Here is a 16,462-nt window from a genome sequence, read left to right as displayed (position 1 = left end):
TGCGGGCGCGAATGGCGGATAGCCATACTAGGGATGCGGCGAGACGATGAAATCGCTCGTATGCAGGCTGGCGACCGCGACCCCCTTGAGGGTGATGGTTTCGCCGTGAGTGAGCGTGATCAGCGTGTCCCCGTCATCTGTCGGGCTCGCCGTCGCATGGGTACTGAGCCACGTCTCGATATTGGACGAATTGACCTCGGAGAACGCGCGCAGATCGATGTGATCTTCGCCCGGCTTGAAGTCGGCAATCTCATCGGCGCTCGGATCGTTGTATTGGTCCGCCGGCGCAAATACAAACTGATCGGCCTTGGCGTGGCCGGTCAGCGTGTCGTCGCCTTCGGTTGCGAAAATGACGTCCTTTTCGTTCGTGCCTTCGAGCGTGGCGCCGTTCCATCCGGATTGCTGGAATACGAAGTTCAGGGTGTCGCTGTGGCCATTGGCATCTGTTGCGATCACCGTGACGATGTCGTTCAGGTGGCTATCGCCGTTGTAGTCCGTCGGTGTGTAAATGATGCCGTCGGCAAACTGGTCATTGATGTCCGAAACATTGCCCGCCTCCACCGGGGAAAGCGTACCGTGCACAGCGCTCGCCGTGATCGTCACGTCCGCGTCCTGGTCGTCATCGGACAATTTGATATCAAACACGGTGGTGGTGAACTCGTCGTCGCCATTCTCCACAACCCTGATGCTTTCGGCGCTCAGGACCGGGGCGGCCGGATTTGCGACGGCCTCGACGTCGACCTTTGCGGTGAAATAGGCCAAATCCTGTCCGCCATGAGCGGTGCCGCCGCCGTCCTGGAGCGTGAAGGTCACCGTGCGCTCGCCGGCAACCGGATCGGGCGTGGAATTCGAAAACTCGATCGCCTGCGCCAGTGCGGCGACGGCCGCATCGCTGGCGCTGCCGTTCAGCGTCACGGTCAGGCTGTTGGTATCGTAATCCGAAAACGTTCCGACGATCTGGGCGCTGCCCGGACCGGCCGTCCCATCCGCATCGTACAGAATATCGGTGCCGCTGACCGAAATGAACTCGCCGTTCGCGATGGTGAGCGTGTCGCCCTGGTGTCCACCATCCGTCACGGTCGCGCTGAACGATCCGCCGGCGTAATTGCTGCTATCGACGTCGCTGGCCGAGACGCTGCCGGCGAGAGCCACTGCGGCTTCGCCCGCCTGATAGGTCGGCGCGAGATTGGCGGCGGTGAAAACCGGGGCGTCGTTGGTGCCGGTGACGGTGATCGTGAAAGCCCTGGACGCTGTTCCGCCATCGCCATCGTCGATTGCAACCGTATAGGTCAGCGTCAGGACTTCGCCCGTGGCCAGATAGTCGAACGCCGTCGAAGCCGCGGAGAATGACAGGTCGACCGAGCCGGACGACGAGCCCGCAGCCTTGGTCACCGCGCCTGATGTCACCAGCGCGATCAGCGCCGCATTGTCGAGCGCAAGGCCCGACGTGGTACCGGTCGCCACCGCGTCGGTGATGGTTGCGGTATGACCGACGTCAGACAAATCGCGATCGGTGAACGCGACCGAGACCGTCGTCGTCAGCGCCGCGGTATTGGTCGGCTCCGTCAGGCCCTGCAGTGCGACATCGGCAATTTCGGGCGCGTCGTTGCTGCCGTTGATGGTAACGGCGACATCCTGCCAGGTGACGCCGCCATGATGGTCATCGACCTGCACCGTGTAGGTCAGCGTGACCGCCTCGCCATCGGCGAGATAGTCGAAATATTTGTCCGGCGCCGAGAACGACCAGATATTCGAACCCAGCACGCCATCCGTGGAATCGATCAGCGGCCCCAGCGACAGCCAGCTCAATTGAACCGTGCCGTCGGCGAGGCCCGTCATCACGCCGGAAGCACTGACGCCGGTGATCTTGACCTCATGCGTATCGGTCAGGTCGGCATCGGTGAACGTGATCGCGCCGCTGGCCGTATCCGGCGTCGTCGAATTGTGGGTGTCGGCCTTTTCCGCAATCGTCGCGACCTGTGGATCGCTGGTGATCTCGGCCGTATCGTTACTGCCGGTGACCATGACGGTAAACGGCTTGGTCACTACGCCGCCATGCCCGTCGTCGACGGTCGCCGTGTAAGTCAGGTTGAGGATTTCGCCGTCGGCGAGGAAGTCGAACGCCCCGTCGGCAACGCTGTAACTCCAGCTTGCCGAACCGTTGTTGGTATTGCCGCTGGCCTGCACCACCGTCAGCGGCACATCCACATTCGCGATCGCGGCCAATTGGGCCGCGGTGAGCGATGAGGTGATGTCGGTGTAGGCGGCGCTGGCATAGGCGAAAGACGTGAACGCCGCGCTCGCCACCGGACGGTCGGTCAGGTCAACATCGATGAAGCTGATGGTGCCCGATATGGTATGAAGCGCCGGCGATCCGGTCGGATTCGGCTGGCTGGGATTCGACAATTCGAGGAATGCCGCGCTCGTCGCCTCAACGGTCGGAAGGTCGTTGGTACCGGAGACGGCAACGTCCGCGCCGTCGATGGAGACCGTGATCGACGTGGTGATGACGCCGCCATGGCCGTCATCGACCTTGGCGACATAGTTGAGCACCAGCGTCTCGCCCTTGGCGAGGAAGTCGAACTTGCTGTCCTCGATGCTGTAGGTCCAGCTCGCCGAGCCGTTGTTGGTGTTTCCGCTCCCTTGCACCACGCTGAGCGGCACCTCGACGGTCTGGATCGCCGCCAACTGCTCCGGCGTCAGCGTCGCAGTGACGTCGTTGCCCTCAGCGTCGTAATAGCGGAACGGATCGGTCGCGGAGATTTCCACGCTGACGACAGGACGGTCGGTCAGGTCGACGTCGCCGAAAGTGACGGTGCCGGACACGACATCGATCGCGGTGTTGCCGGTACCGATCCGCTCCGTGATTTCGCCGCCGGTCGCGGAGATCGTCGGCTTGTCGTTGGTGCCGGTGATGACGATGGTGAACGGCACGAACGTCGTCTCGTTGAACGGCGCATAGTTGTTGTCGACCCGCGCCAGGTAGGTGAGCTCCAGCTTCTCGCCGGCGGCGAGGAAGTCGAACGCGCCATCGCCGATATTATAGGTCCAGGTCGCCGTCCCGAAATTCTTGCCATTGGGATCCTGCGCTACAGACAGCGGCACTTCGACCGCCTGGATGGCGGCGATTTGCTCCGCCGTCAGCGTGGCGGTGACGTTGGCGCCCTGCGCATTCTGATAGATGAAGGAAGAAAACTGCGCACTGACGCTCGGTATGTCACCGCGGTTGAGGTCGAGATAGCTGACGCTGCCGGAGATGCTGTTGAGCGCGGAGCTCGCGGTCACATCTATCCGTTCGGTAACGGCGCCGCCGGACGCATCAGCCTGCGGCGGGCCCGGAATGTGCTCGAGCCTGGGCGGCGGACCCGTATCCGTGGAAGGGGTAGCCCCGTTCGGGACGTTGACCAGCTGAACCGTCACGGGAATGAACTCCCCGCCGGTCAGCTTGACGAACAACGTCTCCGGAATGATCGAGTCGGTGAAATTGGTGGTGAGCTTGGTGTTCGGGTTGTTCAGGTCGGTGAACTTCAGCGAGAACACGTCGCTGATGATCTTCTGCGCATCGGGCGATAGCTGCACCGACGATTGGAAGCTGACACCGCCCTGACCATTGATGATCGTCTGCGTGCCGGCCCGGTTGACGGTCGCAATCGGCGTCAGCGTGGTCTTGTCGAACAGGATGTAGGAGCCGGTGGTGCCGTCGGGCTCGACCAGCACCTGGAATTTCGCCGGCGGCGCGACGCCCGACCCGGGCACCTCGAAGTCGATCTCGACCAGCACCGCGGTGCCGCGGATGCCCATGGTGGCGACCGGCGTATCGACCTTCATGTCGCCCTTCTTGGCGGTGGCGCCGGCGACGAAGGAGATCGTGCCCTGCACCAGGCTGAGCAGCGATTTGTTGTCCGACCCGTTGGGGTCGTAGACCATCTCGTTCAGCACCATCCTGGCGTTCGACGCGAGGCCGAACACGGTGCCGTCGATGAAGGTGATGCCGAGCGTCGAGTCGGAGCCGGACTGGACGACGTCGCCCTTATGGACGGTGTCGCCCTGGTTCAGGATGATCGACACGCCGTTGCGGATCGCCGTCGCATTGCCGACCAGCTTCGTCACATGGCCGATCATTTGCGGCGCGACGCTGGCGCTGCCGTCGGCCTGCGCGAACTGGGTGTGCCCGGCCAGCGCGTTGACGATGTCGCCGGTCAGATGGGCGCCATCGGGCGAGGCGAGCGCGGCGCGCTTCTCGCCCTTGAAGTAGTCGGGCAGCACGAGCTCGCGCTCGCCGCTCGAGAGGATCAGGTCGACGCCCGACCGCTTGAAGTCGCCGCTGAACAGCAGATGCGCATCAGGAACAATGATGGCGTCGGACGGCGCATGTGTCGAAACTTTGTCGACCTGGACCTTGCCGGGAGATGAAAGATGGCCGTGCGGTGACGGCCATGGCCCAAGGCCAATATCCGCGCCGGAAAAAGGGCCGAGGTCGCCCGATCCGAATTTGCCGGCGTAGTTCAATGGACCACCGATCTAAATGGTTAAGAAGTATGAAATTTCCCCGCGGAGTTTTCATACCACGCAGGTAAGGAACACAAAAGAACACGCGCCGCGAATACCCTTAATATGGGGTAAGTCTGCAACAGGACCGAAAAGGTCCGGAAAAAGTGTCGGGCGAGAGTGTGGCGAGGAAAAGGCGGGAGCTGCCCCAGCCCGATTGAAAAATGGGCACGGCCTTACCGAGGCATAAAGATAAGTCGTCATAATGCTTTATCTTTGCCGCAGCATCTTTGCCGCAGCGCAGCGATGCTGCTTCCTGAGGGAAGCGACAACCGTCTAAAGGCTGATCATCTCCCCGCTCCCATTGAAGCCGCCATCCCTTCGAGGCATCGGGACAGTTGCAATCGCCTACCGAGCGACCCTGCGGGCAAGGTTAATTCGGTGACGCTGTGACCCTTTCGCAACCGTAAACTTTGCGCCGTATCCCGCAGCCTCCCCTGATAACCGATCGGCTTTGACGAGCGCCAATCCCGAGTGGATCGATAAAATTAGCTGTAACTGGCAAGGCGACGTTCAGGCTGTTTCGCCCTTTGCGGCTGGGAGTACCCCGTTTTAAGCAGATCAAAAGCCCCCTCGCCCATCCTTTCCCCCTGCGAAATGATCCGGTCGCGAGCGGGCAGACCAAGCCAGCCGATGCCCGGACAAGGGGCGTCAGATGGGGTTGTCAGTGTTTTCGCGCGCATGGCGCGCGGGCATCATTGCGTGCGGCATGGCCTGTTTCGGCCCGGGCGATCTGCGCGCCGAAATGCAGCCTCAGCCCGATTCAACGGAATCAATGACACGATCGGCCGAGCCGTTCGGACTTCCCGTGTCCGCGCTTACCAGCGGTGGACTGCACGACAAATGGCTCGGCGTTCAGCACCGGCTCGACGACGAAATGGTGCAGCTTGCGCTCTGCGAGGGCGACCGTGACGGCTGCGCCTCTCCGGCCGCGCTGACATTCCTCGACATCGTCGACGCCGCGCGCTTGCGCGAAGGCCGCGCCCGGCTTGGCGAAATCAACCGCGCCATCAATCTCGCCATCCGGCCGGCGAGCGATCTCGCCCGGCACGGCCAGATCGACGTCTGGACGCCGCCGCTCGCAACGCTCGCCCGCGGTGGTGGCGACTGCGAGGATTATGCGATTGCGAAACTCGTGGCCTTACGCCGCGCCGGCCTTTCGCCCGACGACCTCAGGATCGTGGTGCTGCGCGATACCATCCGCGGCGAAGATCATGCGGTGGCTGCCGCGCGGCTGGATGGACACTGGCTGATGCTCGATAACCGCCGCATGGCGATGGTCGAGGACGCCGATGTCAGAAACTTCCGGCCGACATTCGTGATCGGCCAGCACGGCGTGATGCGATATGCCGATGCGCCCCTGCTCGCCGACGCCTCGAACACCAATCCCGCAGCGCCACTCGTCGTGAGCGCTCTGGCTGGCTCATGGACCGATCACATGAATGCGCTGACTGAATGACGGCGCGCAATTGTTGCGCAGTGACGACTGACAACAATCTGCTTTCCTTCCGATCTTTCCTGCCTGATCTTCCCTGCTTCATGCAGATGCTGCGCTGCAGCCGGTATACCAGCGCGCGCGCGTTTCGGTGAAAACGGGACGAGACAAATTTTCTCTTTTGCATTTCGTACCCCGGCTTGATTGACGCGATCCTTCTCACCGGCATAGCATTCCATCAGATCCGCTAGAGATCACTGGGAGGGAATGAAATGATACGTTCGCCGCGTGTTGATTCCGCTTGCCGTCTGCTTCCTGAAATTGCCGCTACTTCCCGCCGACCGGCGCGCCTTGCACAGGCTGCGATCGTCGTCGGGCTGGGCTTGACGCTATCCTGCAGCACAGCCCTTGCGCAGAGCCCCGCCAAGGGATCACCCGAGCACATCAAGGCCGTCACCTCGGCGGTCGACGGCGCATCGATCAAGGCCAACACCGCAACCTCGAACGACTGGCCGACTATCGGCCTCGACTATGCCGAGACGCGCTTTTCCAAGCTCAACAAGATCAACGCCGACAACGTCAAGACTCTCGGGCTGGTATGGAGTTATCCGCTCGAATCCTCCCGCGGCGTCGAGGCGACGCCGGTGGTGGTCGACGGCATCATGTATCAGACTGCGTCGTGGAGCGTGGTGCACGCCATCGACGCCCGCACCGGCAAGCGGATCTGGACCTTCGATCCGAAGATCGACCGCGAGAAGGGCTATCGGGGCTGCTGCGACGTGGTCAACCGCGGCGTCGCGCTCTGGAAAGGCAAGGTTTACTTCGGCGCCTATGACGGCCGGCTGTTTGCGCTCGATGCTGCCACAGGCAAGGTGGTCTGGGAAAAAGATACCATCGTCAGCAAGGAGCACTCTTACACCATCACTGGCGCGCCGCGCGTATTCAACGGCAAGGTGGTGATCGGCAATGGCGGCGCGGAATTCGGTGTGCGCGGCTATGTCACCGCCTACGACGCGGAGACCGGTAACCAGGCGTGGCGCTGGTTCACAGTACCAGGCGATCCGTCCAAGCCGTTCGAGGATGAATCGATGGCGGCGGCGGCCAAGACCTGGGATCCGGCCGGCAAATACTGGGTCAACGGCGGCGGCGGCACGGCCTGGGACACCATCACCTTCGATCCTGATCTAAACCTCGTCTATATCGGCACCGGCAACGGCGCGCCCTGGAACCAGAAGGTTCGCAGCCCCGCCGGCGGCGACAACCTCTATCTGTCCTCGATAGTCGCGCTGAACGCCGATACCGGAAAGTACGCTTGGCACTATCAGGAAACACCCGGCGATCACTGGGACTACACCGCGACCCAGCCGATGATCCTGGCCGACATCACGATCGATGGCGCGCCGCGCAAGGTGATCCTGCACGCGCCGAAGAATGGCTTCTTCTTCGTCATCGACCGCACCAACGGCAAGTTCATCTCGGCCAAGAACTTCGTCGACGTGAACTGGGCTACCGGCTACGACGCCAACGGCCGGCCGATCGAGATCAAGGAGGCGCGCAGCGACGAAGCCTATGACAGCATTCCCGGTCCGGCCGGCGCCCACAACTGGCATCCGATGTCGTTCAATCCGCAGACCGGTCTTGCCTATATTCCGGCGCAGGGCGTGCCTACCAACCTCACGCCCGAAAAGGCCTTCAAGCACAATGCCGTTGAGCCCGGCAAATTCGCCAGCGCGACGGGTTGGAATCTCGGCTTCGCTCTGAATGCCACGCCACCGAAAAATCCGGCATTCGGGCGTCTCCTGGCCTGGGATCCGGTCAAGCAGAAGGAAGCCTGGCGCGTCGAGCACGTCGCGCCGTGGAATGGCGGCACGCTCACCACCGCGGGCAACCTCGTATTCCAGGGCACCGCCGACGGTCGTTTCGTCGCCTACAATGCCACGACGGGCGAGAAACTCTGGGAAAGCCCAACCGGCACCGGCGTGGTCGCGGCGGCTTCGACCTACATGATCGACGACCAGCAGTATGTGTCGATCGCGGTCGGTTGGGGCGGTGTGATCGGCCAGTGGATTCGGGTCACCGAGTTGAGTAGCCCCGGCACGGTCTACACCTTTGCGCTCGGCGGCAAGACGCCGCTGCCCGCCTTCACGAAGTACCAGACCGAAGGCCTGTTGAAGGGCGTAAAGTATGACCCGAAGGATATCCCTGAAGGCACGGCCATCTATGTCGCCGCCTGCGCTGCCTGCCACAGCGTGCCCGGCGTCGACAACGGCGGCAACATCAGGAACCTCGGTTATGTTGCGCCCGAAACCATCACCAACCTGAAGGACATCGTGTTCAACGGCCCGTTCCGCGATCGCGGCATGCCCGATTTCACCGGCAAGCTGAAGGAAGCGGATATCCCGAAGCTGCAGGCCTTCATTCAGGGCACGGCCGACGCGATCCGGCCGAAGTGACGGCGTCATCCGGGTATGGTCGCGCAAGCGCCATGCCCGAATCTCACACCGCAGCGGCTGAACCCAGAAAGAGGGCTGTGCGAGGTCATCGCGCAGCCCTCTTGCGTGTCGCGTAGGCGGTCTCCGCTTGAAACGCCGTCATTGCGAGGAGCGAAGCGACGAAGCAATCCATCTTTCCCCGCGGGGATGCATGGATTGCTTCGCTTCGCTCGCAATGACGACAATACTGGCAACGGCTGATAACGCAAAAATAAGGGGTGCGCGATCGTCTCGCAAAGCGCGAAAATAGTGTCCCGGTCAGTCCTCGTCCTCAACCCAAAGACAACCGGCCTTGGTCGTCCCTATCACGAGAACACCCATGTCAAACGTAGCCGGCGTTGCCGGCATCCAGGAGTCGCACTCAGCTCCAGTGTTCGAGACAAACACAACGTCTTGCCCATCGAACAGCGCCATGAATTGCCGCCAGAGATCGGTCGCCTCGGACACACTCATGATTTCCAGGCTATAGGCGAGATCGGAACACAGCACGTGGGTTGCGATCTTGTTTGCCTCGAGGCTCCCGATCGATCGGTAGATTGCGCCGTCATCAGCCAGCCCAAAGGCGCGGGCGACCTCCGTAACACTCATCCGGCCTTCGACGACGCCGCATCGGGTGTAGCCGGCCCGGCGCTCGCGTTGAATCCGGTTGCAAATGTCAGCGTCTCGGCCCGTCAGAGCTGGCTCCTCTCCGTTCGTCATCTGCGCTCGCCCGCCCATTGGGAAGTGTTAGCAGTGCGAATGCGCGATCCAAAGCAAAGGGGCTGTGCGAGATGATCGCACAGCCCTGGTCATTTAGCTCTGTACAGCAGGAGCGAAGCGCTCCCTCAGAACATCAGGCCCTCCTTGACCAGCACCCAGCGGCCGTTCTTGACCTGCTGGACCTGGGTGATGGTGGTGGCGAGATGGTTGGTCTTCGAGAACACGGTCGGCGGCGAATTGAAGATATCCTGGAACTTGTCGCCGGACTCCAGCGAGTCGAGCATCTTCTGGCCAGTGAGATCCTTGCCAGCCTTGTTGGCATAATGCGCGAACGTCATCACCGCGTTGTAGCCGATGATCGCCTGGGTGTTGGCGTCGCTGCCGAACATCTTCTTGTAGTTGGCGAGCCACTCCTTGACCTTGCCCTTGGCCGTGTCCTCGTACGGGATTTCGAAGCCCGAGATGGAATAGAGCCCTTCGACCGCTTCCTTGCCAAGTGCGGGCACTTCCAGCACGTTGACGGGCGTGGCGCCGAGGAAGGTCACGTCCCAGCCGAGCTTCTTGGCCTCGCTCATCACCCCGATCGGCTCGCGAATCACCGCGCCGAGCAGGACCATGTCGCAGCCGTCGGATTTCATCTTGGCGACCTGCGCGCTGAAGTCGGACGCACCGCGCTTGTAGCTCGTGATCGAGGCGGGCTTCACCTTCATCACTTCGAGCTGCTGGTTGAAGCCGTCGAGCACGTTCTTGCCGTACTCGTCGTCCTGGTACATGATGCAGGGCTTCTTGAAGTTCTTCAGCTCCATCATGTATTTGAGCCCAGCGCGGGTGCTCTCGACATAGGGCAGGATGTTGCTGAATTTCAGCCGTTCCTGCGGCTTGGCCGGATCGAACTTGTAGGTGAATTCGGCCGCCGTCAGCGGGAAAAGCTGCAGCACGCCGGCATCGAACAGGATGTCCTGCGCGGCAAGCACGGTGGGCGAGCCCATCGCACCGACCATGGCGAAAACCTTGTCGCGCTCGACCATCTTCTGCGACGCCAGCACGGCGCGCTTCGGATCGTAGCCGCTGTCTTCAAGGACCAGCTTGATCTTGCGGCCATGGATGCCGCCGGCGGCGTTGATTTCCTCGGTCGCCATCTTCATGCCGTTGGATACCGGAACGCCCCAGAACTTGATCGGGCCGGACAGATCCTGATGGGTGCCGACGACGATCTCGCCCGCCGAGATGCCTTGATCGGTAACCTTGGTCTGGGCTGCGGCCGGCAATTGGGTCAGCGCAAGGGCGCTTACCGCAAGGCCAAGCACCTTCAACGATTTCGACATTACAGTCTCCTCTTCGTTTGGCCCGTGTTGAGCGAAGGGTGGGGCCTTCTCAGTCCTTCGCCGTTTTCAAATATTTTGGTCCCAATCTCCGTCTACGCCACCGCCCGCTCGCCATACATGGCGTTGATTTCGGCCGCGTAGCGCTTGTTCACAAAACTGCGCTTCAGCTTCATGGTCGGCGTCAGCTCCTCGTCCTCGGGCGTGAGCTGGCGCTCGATCAAATAGAACTTCTTGATGGTTTCGACGCGCGCGAAGTTGACGTTGACGGCCTCGATCTCGCGCTGGATCAGGTCCTGAATTTCCTGCGCACGGCACAGGCTGGCGTAGTTGGTGAACGGGATGTCGTGATCCTGCGCGAACTTCTCGACGTTCTCCTGATCGATCATGACCAGACACGTCAGATACGGCCGCTTGTCGCCGATCACAACGGCATCGGAAACGTAGGGCGAGAACTTCAACTGGTTCTCGATCTCCGACGGCGTGATGTTCTTGCCGCCCGAAGTGATGATGATGTCCTTCATCCGATCGGTGATCCTGACGAACCCCTCATTGTCGATCGAGCCGACATCGCCGGTATGCAGCCATCCCTTGGCGTCGATGGTCTCGGCGGTCTTCTCCGGCTGGTTCAGGTAGCCCATGAACAGGAAATCGCCGCGGATCAGGATTTCACCCTGCGGTGAAATCGCCACTTCCCCCCACGGCGCGGCCTTGCCGACCGAGCCGAGCTTGATGCGATCGGGCGGCATGACGGTGGCCACACCGCAATTTTCCGTCTGGCCGTAGACCTCGCGCATGTCGATGCCAAGCGCGAGATACCAGCGGATCAGATCGGGTGCGATCGGGGCCGCGCCGGTAAAAGCCAGCCGGCAACGGTCGAGCCCGAGCATGCGGCGGATGTTGCGGAACACCAGATAATAGGCGGCGCGGTTGGCGAGCCGCAGCGACAATGGCGGTGTGTCGCCCTGCAGCCTGTACTCCGTCATGCGATTGCCAATCGCGAGCGCGTTGCGGTACATCCAGTTCTGGAACGTGGTCGCATCCTTCAACGCGATCGTGATTCCGGAATAGAACTTTTCCCAGACCCTGGGCACCGCGAGGAAGGCAGTCGGCTGCACCTCGCGCAGATTGTCCGGCACAGTCTCCGGGCTCTCGGCGAAATTCATCACCGATCCCAGCGCCAGCGAGACGTAGTAGCCGCCGATCCGCTCGGCAACATGACACAGCGGCAGGAATATCAGCCGCTCTTCGTTGTCGCTTGACGGAAACAGATCGTTGGCGTGGCGCATCTGATGCGTCACGCTGCGATTGGAATGCATCGCGCCCTTGGGTGGGCCGGTGGTGCCGGAGGTGTAAACGAGAATGGCGAGATCGTTCGCGTTGCGGCTTCCGATCATCTCGTCCCACAGCGCCTCGTTGCCCTGCTCGTGGTTGCGCCCGAGCGCCATGAATTCTCCGAGCGACAGCACCATCGGATCGCTGAAGCCGTGGAGGCCTTCCATGTCGAACACGACGATCTTCTGCAACGTCGGGCAGCGCGAACGGCAGGCCAGGATCTTGTCGAGCTGTTCTTCGTCTTCGGCGAAGATCACCTTGGTCGAGGAATCGTTGATGAGATATTCGACCTGCGAGGAGGAGTCGGTCGGGTAGATGCCGGAGGAAACGCCGCCGGCGCACAGGATGCCCATGTCGGCATAGACCCATTCCGGCACCGCGTTGGCGATGATCGAGGCGACGTCGCCGGGCCGAAAACCGGACGCATGCAGGCCGAAGGCGATGTCCTTCGAGATCTGCAGCCACTCGCGCCAACTGGTCGGCTGCCAGATGCCGAACTTCTTCTCGCGGATCGCCGGCCGGTCGCCGCGCGCCTCCACGGACTTCAGAAAGCTCCTCGCGATCGTGTCGGCGACCGTCAGCACTGCCGGTCTGGCCATGCGTCTTCCTCCCTCTGTCGCCTGCCTCGACCGCCGGTCTTGAGAGCCGGTCTTGTCTTTCGAGGCAGGGCTCGAATTTAGCTCGAATTCCTTCGTAACGCCAAGGTCTTAACTGCGACATCTTTGAACTTGAGCATGATCTTGCCGGAAAACCGGCACCCACTTTTCCGGATCATGCTCTAGCGCCAGGTTTTCTTCTTTTTCCAGCGTCGTTCGCCGCGGGCGCCCTCTTCCTTGGCACCGAGATAGAACTCCTGGATGTCCTTTGAATTCATCAGCCGCTCGCAGGTGTCGTTCATCACGACCCGGCCGATTTCCAGCACATAGCCGTAATGCGCCGTCTCCAGCGCCACCTTGGCGTTCTGCTCGACGAGGAGGATGGACATGCCCTGCTCCTCGTTGACGCGCTTGATGATGGTAAAGATCTCCTTGACCAGGATCGGCGACAGCCCGAGCGACGGCTCATCCAGAAGCAGCAGCGTCGGTCGGTTCATCAGCGCCCGCCCGATCGCCAACATCTGCTGCTCGCCGCCGGAAAGCTGCCCGGCGGGCTGGTTGATGCGCTCCTTCAGCCGCGGGAAATAGCCGTAGACGCGGTCGAGATCCTCGGCGACGCCATCGCGGTCCTTGCGCGGATAGGCCCCCATCATCAGGTTTTCGCGCACCGACAGGAACGGAAACACCTCGCGTCCCTCCGGCACATGGCTCAGGCCCAGCCGCACGATCTTGTCGGCCTCCATGCGCTGGATCGGCTTGCCCAGGAATTCGATCGAGCCCTTCTGGGGATCGAGAATGCCGGAGATGGTCTTGAGCACGGTGGTCTTGCCGGCGCCGTTGGCGCCGAGCAGGGTCACGATGCGGCCGCGCGGCACTTCCAGGCTGATGCCGCGGATGGCCATGATCGGCCCGTAATAGCTCTCGATATTGCTGAGCTTGAGGATGATGTCGGAAGCACTCATGGCATCATCCTCATGCGCCGAGATAGGCGGCGACGACGTCGGGATGGCGCTGCACCTCCGACGGCGAGCCCATCGCGAGCACGCGGCCGTAGTTGAGCGCAATCACGCGGTCGGAAACGCGATTGACCAGCGTCATGTCGTGTTCGACCATCAAGACGGTGATGCCGAGTTCGCTCTTCATGTCGCGGATCCAGAACGACATGTCCTCGGTTTCCTCGACATTGAGCCCGGACGACGGCTCGTCGAGCAGGATCAGCTTCGGCTCCGAGCATAGCGCACGCGCGAGCTCGATCACCTTGCGGACGCCGTAGGGAAGTCCAGAGATCAGTTTGTCGCGATAGGCTTCGAGGTCGAGGAACTCGATCACCTGTTCGACGCGACGGCGATGAAGCTTTTCGCCGGCGCGCACGCTCGGCAGGAACAGCAATTCCTGCCAGAGCTGCGTGGTGGAATGCCGGTGGCGGCCGACCAGGAGGTTGCTCAGCATGGTCGCATTCTCGAACAATTCGATGTTCTGGAAGGTGCGCGCAATGCCGAGGCCTGCGATCTCATAGGCCGGCTGCTCGGTGATGTCCTGGTCCTCGAAGAAGATCTTGCCCGAGGTCGGCGGATAGATCCGCGAGATCAGGTTGAAGATCGAACTCTTGCCCGCGCCGTTGGGGCCGATGATCGAGAGGATTTCGCCCTTCTCCACCGCGAAACTGACGGAATCGACCGCCTTGAGGCCGCCGAAATGCAGCGACAGGTTCTCTGCACGGAAATAGCTCATCGGTTCCGCTCCGATTTCACGTAGATCTTTTGGCGTTTGAAGGTGGCGCGCTTGTAGAGCGGGAAGAGCTGGAAGAAGAGTTTTATCTTCAGCCATCGCCCGTACAGGCCGAGCGGCTCGAACAGCACGAACAGCACGATGATGACGCCGTAAATCGCGCCCTTCAGGCCGTTGGCCGAGGCAATGGCCGCGGCATTGGCGTGGATTTTGGTGGCCGTCACGCTGTCGGCGCCGAAGGTTGCGGCGACGCCTGCGATGATGCCTGGCAGGTCGTCCTTCAGGTAGGTCAGGAACGGATCGATCATGACCAGGAAGATCGCGCCGAGCACCGCGCCGTGCAGGCTGAAGGTGCCGCCGATCAGGATCACGATGATGAACTCGATCGAGAGCTGCAACGTGAACATTTCCGGGGAGATGAAGGAGAGCTTGTGCGCGAACAGCACACCGGCGAGCCCCGTGATACCAGCGCTGATCGCAAACGACTTCACCTTGTAGAGCGAAACGTTGACGCCCATGCTGCGCGCCGCGGTCTCGCTGTCGCGGATCGCGACGAAGGCGCGCCCCGTCGGCGAGCGCAAGAGATTGAGCGTGCCGACGATGGTGAGGACCAGGACGGCAAGACAGAGATAGTAGAAGGTCGGACCGTTCTGCGGCACCGCCTGCCCGAACAGGCTCAGCGTCTTGACCCGCATGCCCTCGTTGCCATGGGTCACGCTTTCCCAGCGGGCCAGCACTTCCTCGACGATGAAGGCAAAGGAGATCGTCGCGATGACGAGGTAGATACCCGTCAGCCGCAGCGCCGGAAATCCGACCAGCGCGCCAACCACGCCGGTGAGCAGGCCGCCGGCCAGGAAGTAGACCGGAAACGGCACGTCATATTGCTGCAGATACGCCGCCGTGTAGGCGCCGATCGCGAGAAAGGCGGCATGGCCGAGCGAGGCCTGACCAGTGAAGCCGGTGAGGATCATCAGCCCGACGCCGACGGTGGCGTAGATACAGACGAACACCAGCTGGCTGACCAGGTAGCTGGACAGCACGAACGGCGCGATCAGAAGAAACGCGATCAGGATGCCGTAGGAGACGTAGTAGCCGCTGTGCGGAAACAGCTTGATGTCGTCTTCGTAGTCCGTTTTGAAAAGAAATCGCATCAGACCTTCTTCCGCGTATGAACACCGAACAGGCCTTCGGGTTTAAGCAGCAGCACCACCAGAAGAACGATGTAGGGCGCGACGTCCTTCCAGCCCTGGGGCAGGTAGAAGCCGGCCATGCTCTCGATCACGCCGATCAGCACGCCGCCGACCACGGCGCCCGGAATCGAGCCGAAGCCACCGAGTACCGCGGCGGGAAACGCCTTCAGGCCCAGCACCAGACCGACATTGGAGTGAATGAAGGTGATCGGCGCGAGCAGCACGCCGGCCGCGGTCGCCACCGCTGCCGAGATCGCCCACACGATCGACACCACGCGCTTGACCGGAATGCCCATGTAGTAGGCAGCCAGCATGTTCTCGGAGCTGGCACGCATCGCGGTGCCGAGCGTGGTGCGGTTGAAGAACAGATACAGCAGCGCGCAAAGGATGATGGTGGCCGCGATCACCGACAGCTTGTCGTAGGCCAGCACCAGCGAGCCTATACGCAACACGCCATCGCTGAACGGCGTCTCGATCTTGAAGTCGTCGGTGCCCCAGATCATGCCGACCACCGAGCGCAGGAAGTATCCTAGCCCGATCGTCGCCATGATGATGGAAAACTGCGGATAGCCGAGGATCGGACGCACGACGACGCGCTCCGCCAGCATGCCGAATGCCGCCATGGCCGCGACGGCGCCGGCGAATCCAAGCCAGTAATTGAGGCCAAGCATGCCGATGAACGTGAAGGCGAAGAACCCGCCCAGCATCATCAAATCGCCCTGGGCGAAATTGACGACCTCGGTTGCCTTGTAAACGAGCACGAAACCGAGCGCGATCAGGCCATAAACGCAGCCGAGCGCAATGCCACTCACCAGCTGCTGAACGAAGTCCAGCATCATTTCCCTCCCCAGATGCCGGGCGATTCTGTCGATCGCCTCTTCCGCATCTTGTGTCTACACGCTGCGTGGTATTCCACGAAGCAGCCGCACATGTCCCGCTGCATTGAGCCCAAAGCACCAAGCGCTGTCAACAAAGCGCTGCGTACTGTGCCGTTAACAATTGCGGAGAAATGCCGCAGCCCGGGAAGTTGCGGGGTTTTGCGCGATTTGGTCCACCGGATTCACCGCGCCGAAAGTTCTTCGGTTCATGGTCCGCGACGAACAACTGGATCGCTCCG

At 61.8% G+C, this 16,462-nt stretch carries 10 protein-coding genes; 2 read left to right on the top strand and 8 right to left on the bottom strand.

Going from position 1 to position 16,462, the window contains the following annotated elements; all coding sequences use genetic code 11:
- Nucleotides 1–27: 27 nt before the first annotated feature.
- Nucleotides 28–4,509, bottom strand: a complete 4,482-nt coding sequence (locus LMTR21_RS03125) for a VCBS domain-containing protein (protein WP_246175072.1) — start codon at nt 4,507–4,509, stop codon at nt 28–30.
- A 694-nt stretch (nt 4,510–5,203) separates the two neighbouring features.
- Between LMTR21_RS03125 and LMTR21_RS03120 the strand changes: the two genes are divergently transcribed.
- Both LMTR21_RS03120 and LMTR21_RS03115 read left to right on the top strand, forming a co-directional pair.
- Complete coding sequence (locus LMTR21_RS03120) at nt 5,204–6,007, top strand: transglutaminase-like cysteine peptidase (protein ID WP_065751402.1); 804 nt, start codon at nt 5,204–5,206, stop codon at nt 6,005–6,007.
- Between the two features lie 248 nt (nt 6,008–6,255).
- A complete protein-coding gene (locus tag LMTR21_RS03115; RefSeq protein WP_065751403.1) occupies nt 6,256–8,436 on the top strand; it encodes a PQQ-dependent dehydrogenase, methanol/ethanol family in 2,181 nt (726 codons plus the stop codon).
- Between the two features lie 297 nt (nt 8,437–8,733).
- Here the strand turns inward: LMTR21_RS03115 and LMTR21_RS03110 are convergent, their stop codons facing one another.
- The 7 genes from LMTR21_RS03110 to LMTR21_RS03080 form a co-directional block, all read right to left on the bottom strand.
- Nucleotides 8,734–9,063 carry a hypothetical protein gene (locus LMTR21_RS03110; protein ID WP_141688158.1) on the bottom strand — a complete coding sequence of 110 codons (330 nt, stop codon included), beginning with the start codon at nt 9,061–9,063 and terminating at the stop codon, nt 8,734–8,736.
- A 236-nt stretch (nt 9,064–9,299) separates the two neighbouring features.
- Nucleotides 9,300–10,499: an ABC transporter substrate-binding protein gene (locus LMTR21_RS03105; protein WP_065751405.1), complete on the bottom strand. Its 1,200-nt coding sequence runs from the start codon at nt 10,497–10,499 to the stop codon at nt 9,300–9,302.
- Nucleotides 10,500–10,591: 92 nt separating this feature from the next.
- Nucleotides 10,592–12,430: an AMP-dependent synthetase/ligase gene (locus LMTR21_RS03100; RefSeq protein ID WP_065751406.1), complete on the bottom strand. Its 1,839-nt coding sequence runs from the start codon at nt 12,428–12,430 to the stop codon at nt 10,592–10,594.
- 179 nt (nt 12,431–12,609) lie between these two features.
- Complete coding sequence (locus LMTR21_RS03095; protein WP_065751407.1) at nt 12,610–13,389, bottom strand: ABC transporter ATP-binding protein; 780 nt, start codon at nt 13,387–13,389, stop codon at nt 12,610–12,612.
- Between the two features lie 10 nt (nt 13,390–13,399).
- The gene (locus LMTR21_RS03090) at nt 13,400–14,158 is read right to left on the bottom strand and encodes an ABC transporter ATP-binding protein (protein ID WP_065751408.1); all 759 of its coding nucleotides are present in this window, start codon (nt 14,156–14,158) and stop codon (nt 13,400–13,402) included.
- A complete protein-coding gene (locus LMTR21_RS03085; RefSeq protein ID WP_065751409.1) occupies nt 14,155–15,306 on the bottom strand; it encodes a branched-chain amino acid ABC transporter permease in 1,152 nt (383 codons plus the stop codon). The genes LMTR21_RS03090 and LMTR21_RS03085 overlap by 4 nt, the downstream gene beginning before the upstream one ends.
- Nucleotides 15,306–16,181, bottom strand: a complete 876-nt coding sequence (locus LMTR21_RS03080; protein WP_057834134.1) for a branched-chain amino acid ABC transporter permease — start codon at nt 16,179–16,181, stop codon at nt 15,306–15,308. The genes LMTR21_RS03085 and LMTR21_RS03080 overlap by 1 nt, the downstream gene beginning before the upstream one ends.
- Nucleotides 16,182–16,462 lie beyond the last annotated feature (281 nt).

Origin of the sequence: Bradyrhizobium paxllaeri (assembly GCF_001693515.2) — a bacterium.
GTDB classification, from domain to species: domain Bacteria; phylum Pseudomonadota; class Alphaproteobacteria; order Rhizobiales; family Xanthobacteraceae; genus Bradyrhizobium; species Bradyrhizobium paxllaeri.
The sequence above is the reverse complement of the archived record's forward strand: the minus strand, read 5'-3'. Positions and strand labels throughout refer to the sequence as shown.

What these genes read in the sequence shown, in the direction of transcription:
- LMTR21_RS03110 (WP_141688158.1), bottom strand. Translation starts at nt 9,063, where the DNA reads ATGAGTGTTACGGAGGTCGCCCGCGCCTTTGGGCTGGCTGATGACGGC.
- LMTR21_RS03115 (WP_065751403.1), top strand. Translation starts at nt 6,256, where the DNA reads ATGATACGTTCGCCGCGTGTTGATTCCGCTTGCCGTCTGCTTCCTGAA.
- LMTR21_RS03120 (WP_065751402.1), top strand. Translation starts at nt 5,204, where the DNA reads ATGGGGTTGTCAGTGTTTTCGCGCGCATGGCGCGCGGGCATCATTGCG.
- LMTR21_RS03090 (WP_065751408.1), bottom strand. Translation starts at nt 14,158, where the DNA reads ATGAGCTATTTCCGTGCAGAGAACCTGTCGCTGCATTTCGGCGGCCTC.
- LMTR21_RS03080 (WP_057834134.1), bottom strand. Translation starts at nt 16,181, where the DNA reads ATGCTGGACTTCGTTCAGCAGCTGGTGAGTGGCATTGCGCTCGGCTGC.
- LMTR21_RS03105 (WP_065751405.1), bottom strand. Translation starts at nt 10,499, where the DNA reads ATGTCGAAATCGTTGAAGGTGCTTGGCCTTGCGGTAAGCGCCCTTGCG.
- LMTR21_RS03095 (WP_065751407.1), bottom strand. Translation starts at nt 13,389, where the DNA reads ATGAGTGCTTCCGACATCATCCTCAAGCTCAGCAATATCGAGAGCTAT.
- LMTR21_RS03100 (WP_065751406.1), bottom strand. Translation starts at nt 12,430, where the DNA reads ATGGCCAGACCGGCAGTGCTGACGGTCGCCGACACGATCGCGAGGAGC.
- LMTR21_RS03085 (WP_065751409.1), bottom strand. Translation starts at nt 15,306, where the DNA reads ATGCGATTTCTTTTCAAAACGGACTACGAAGACGACATCAAGCTGTTT.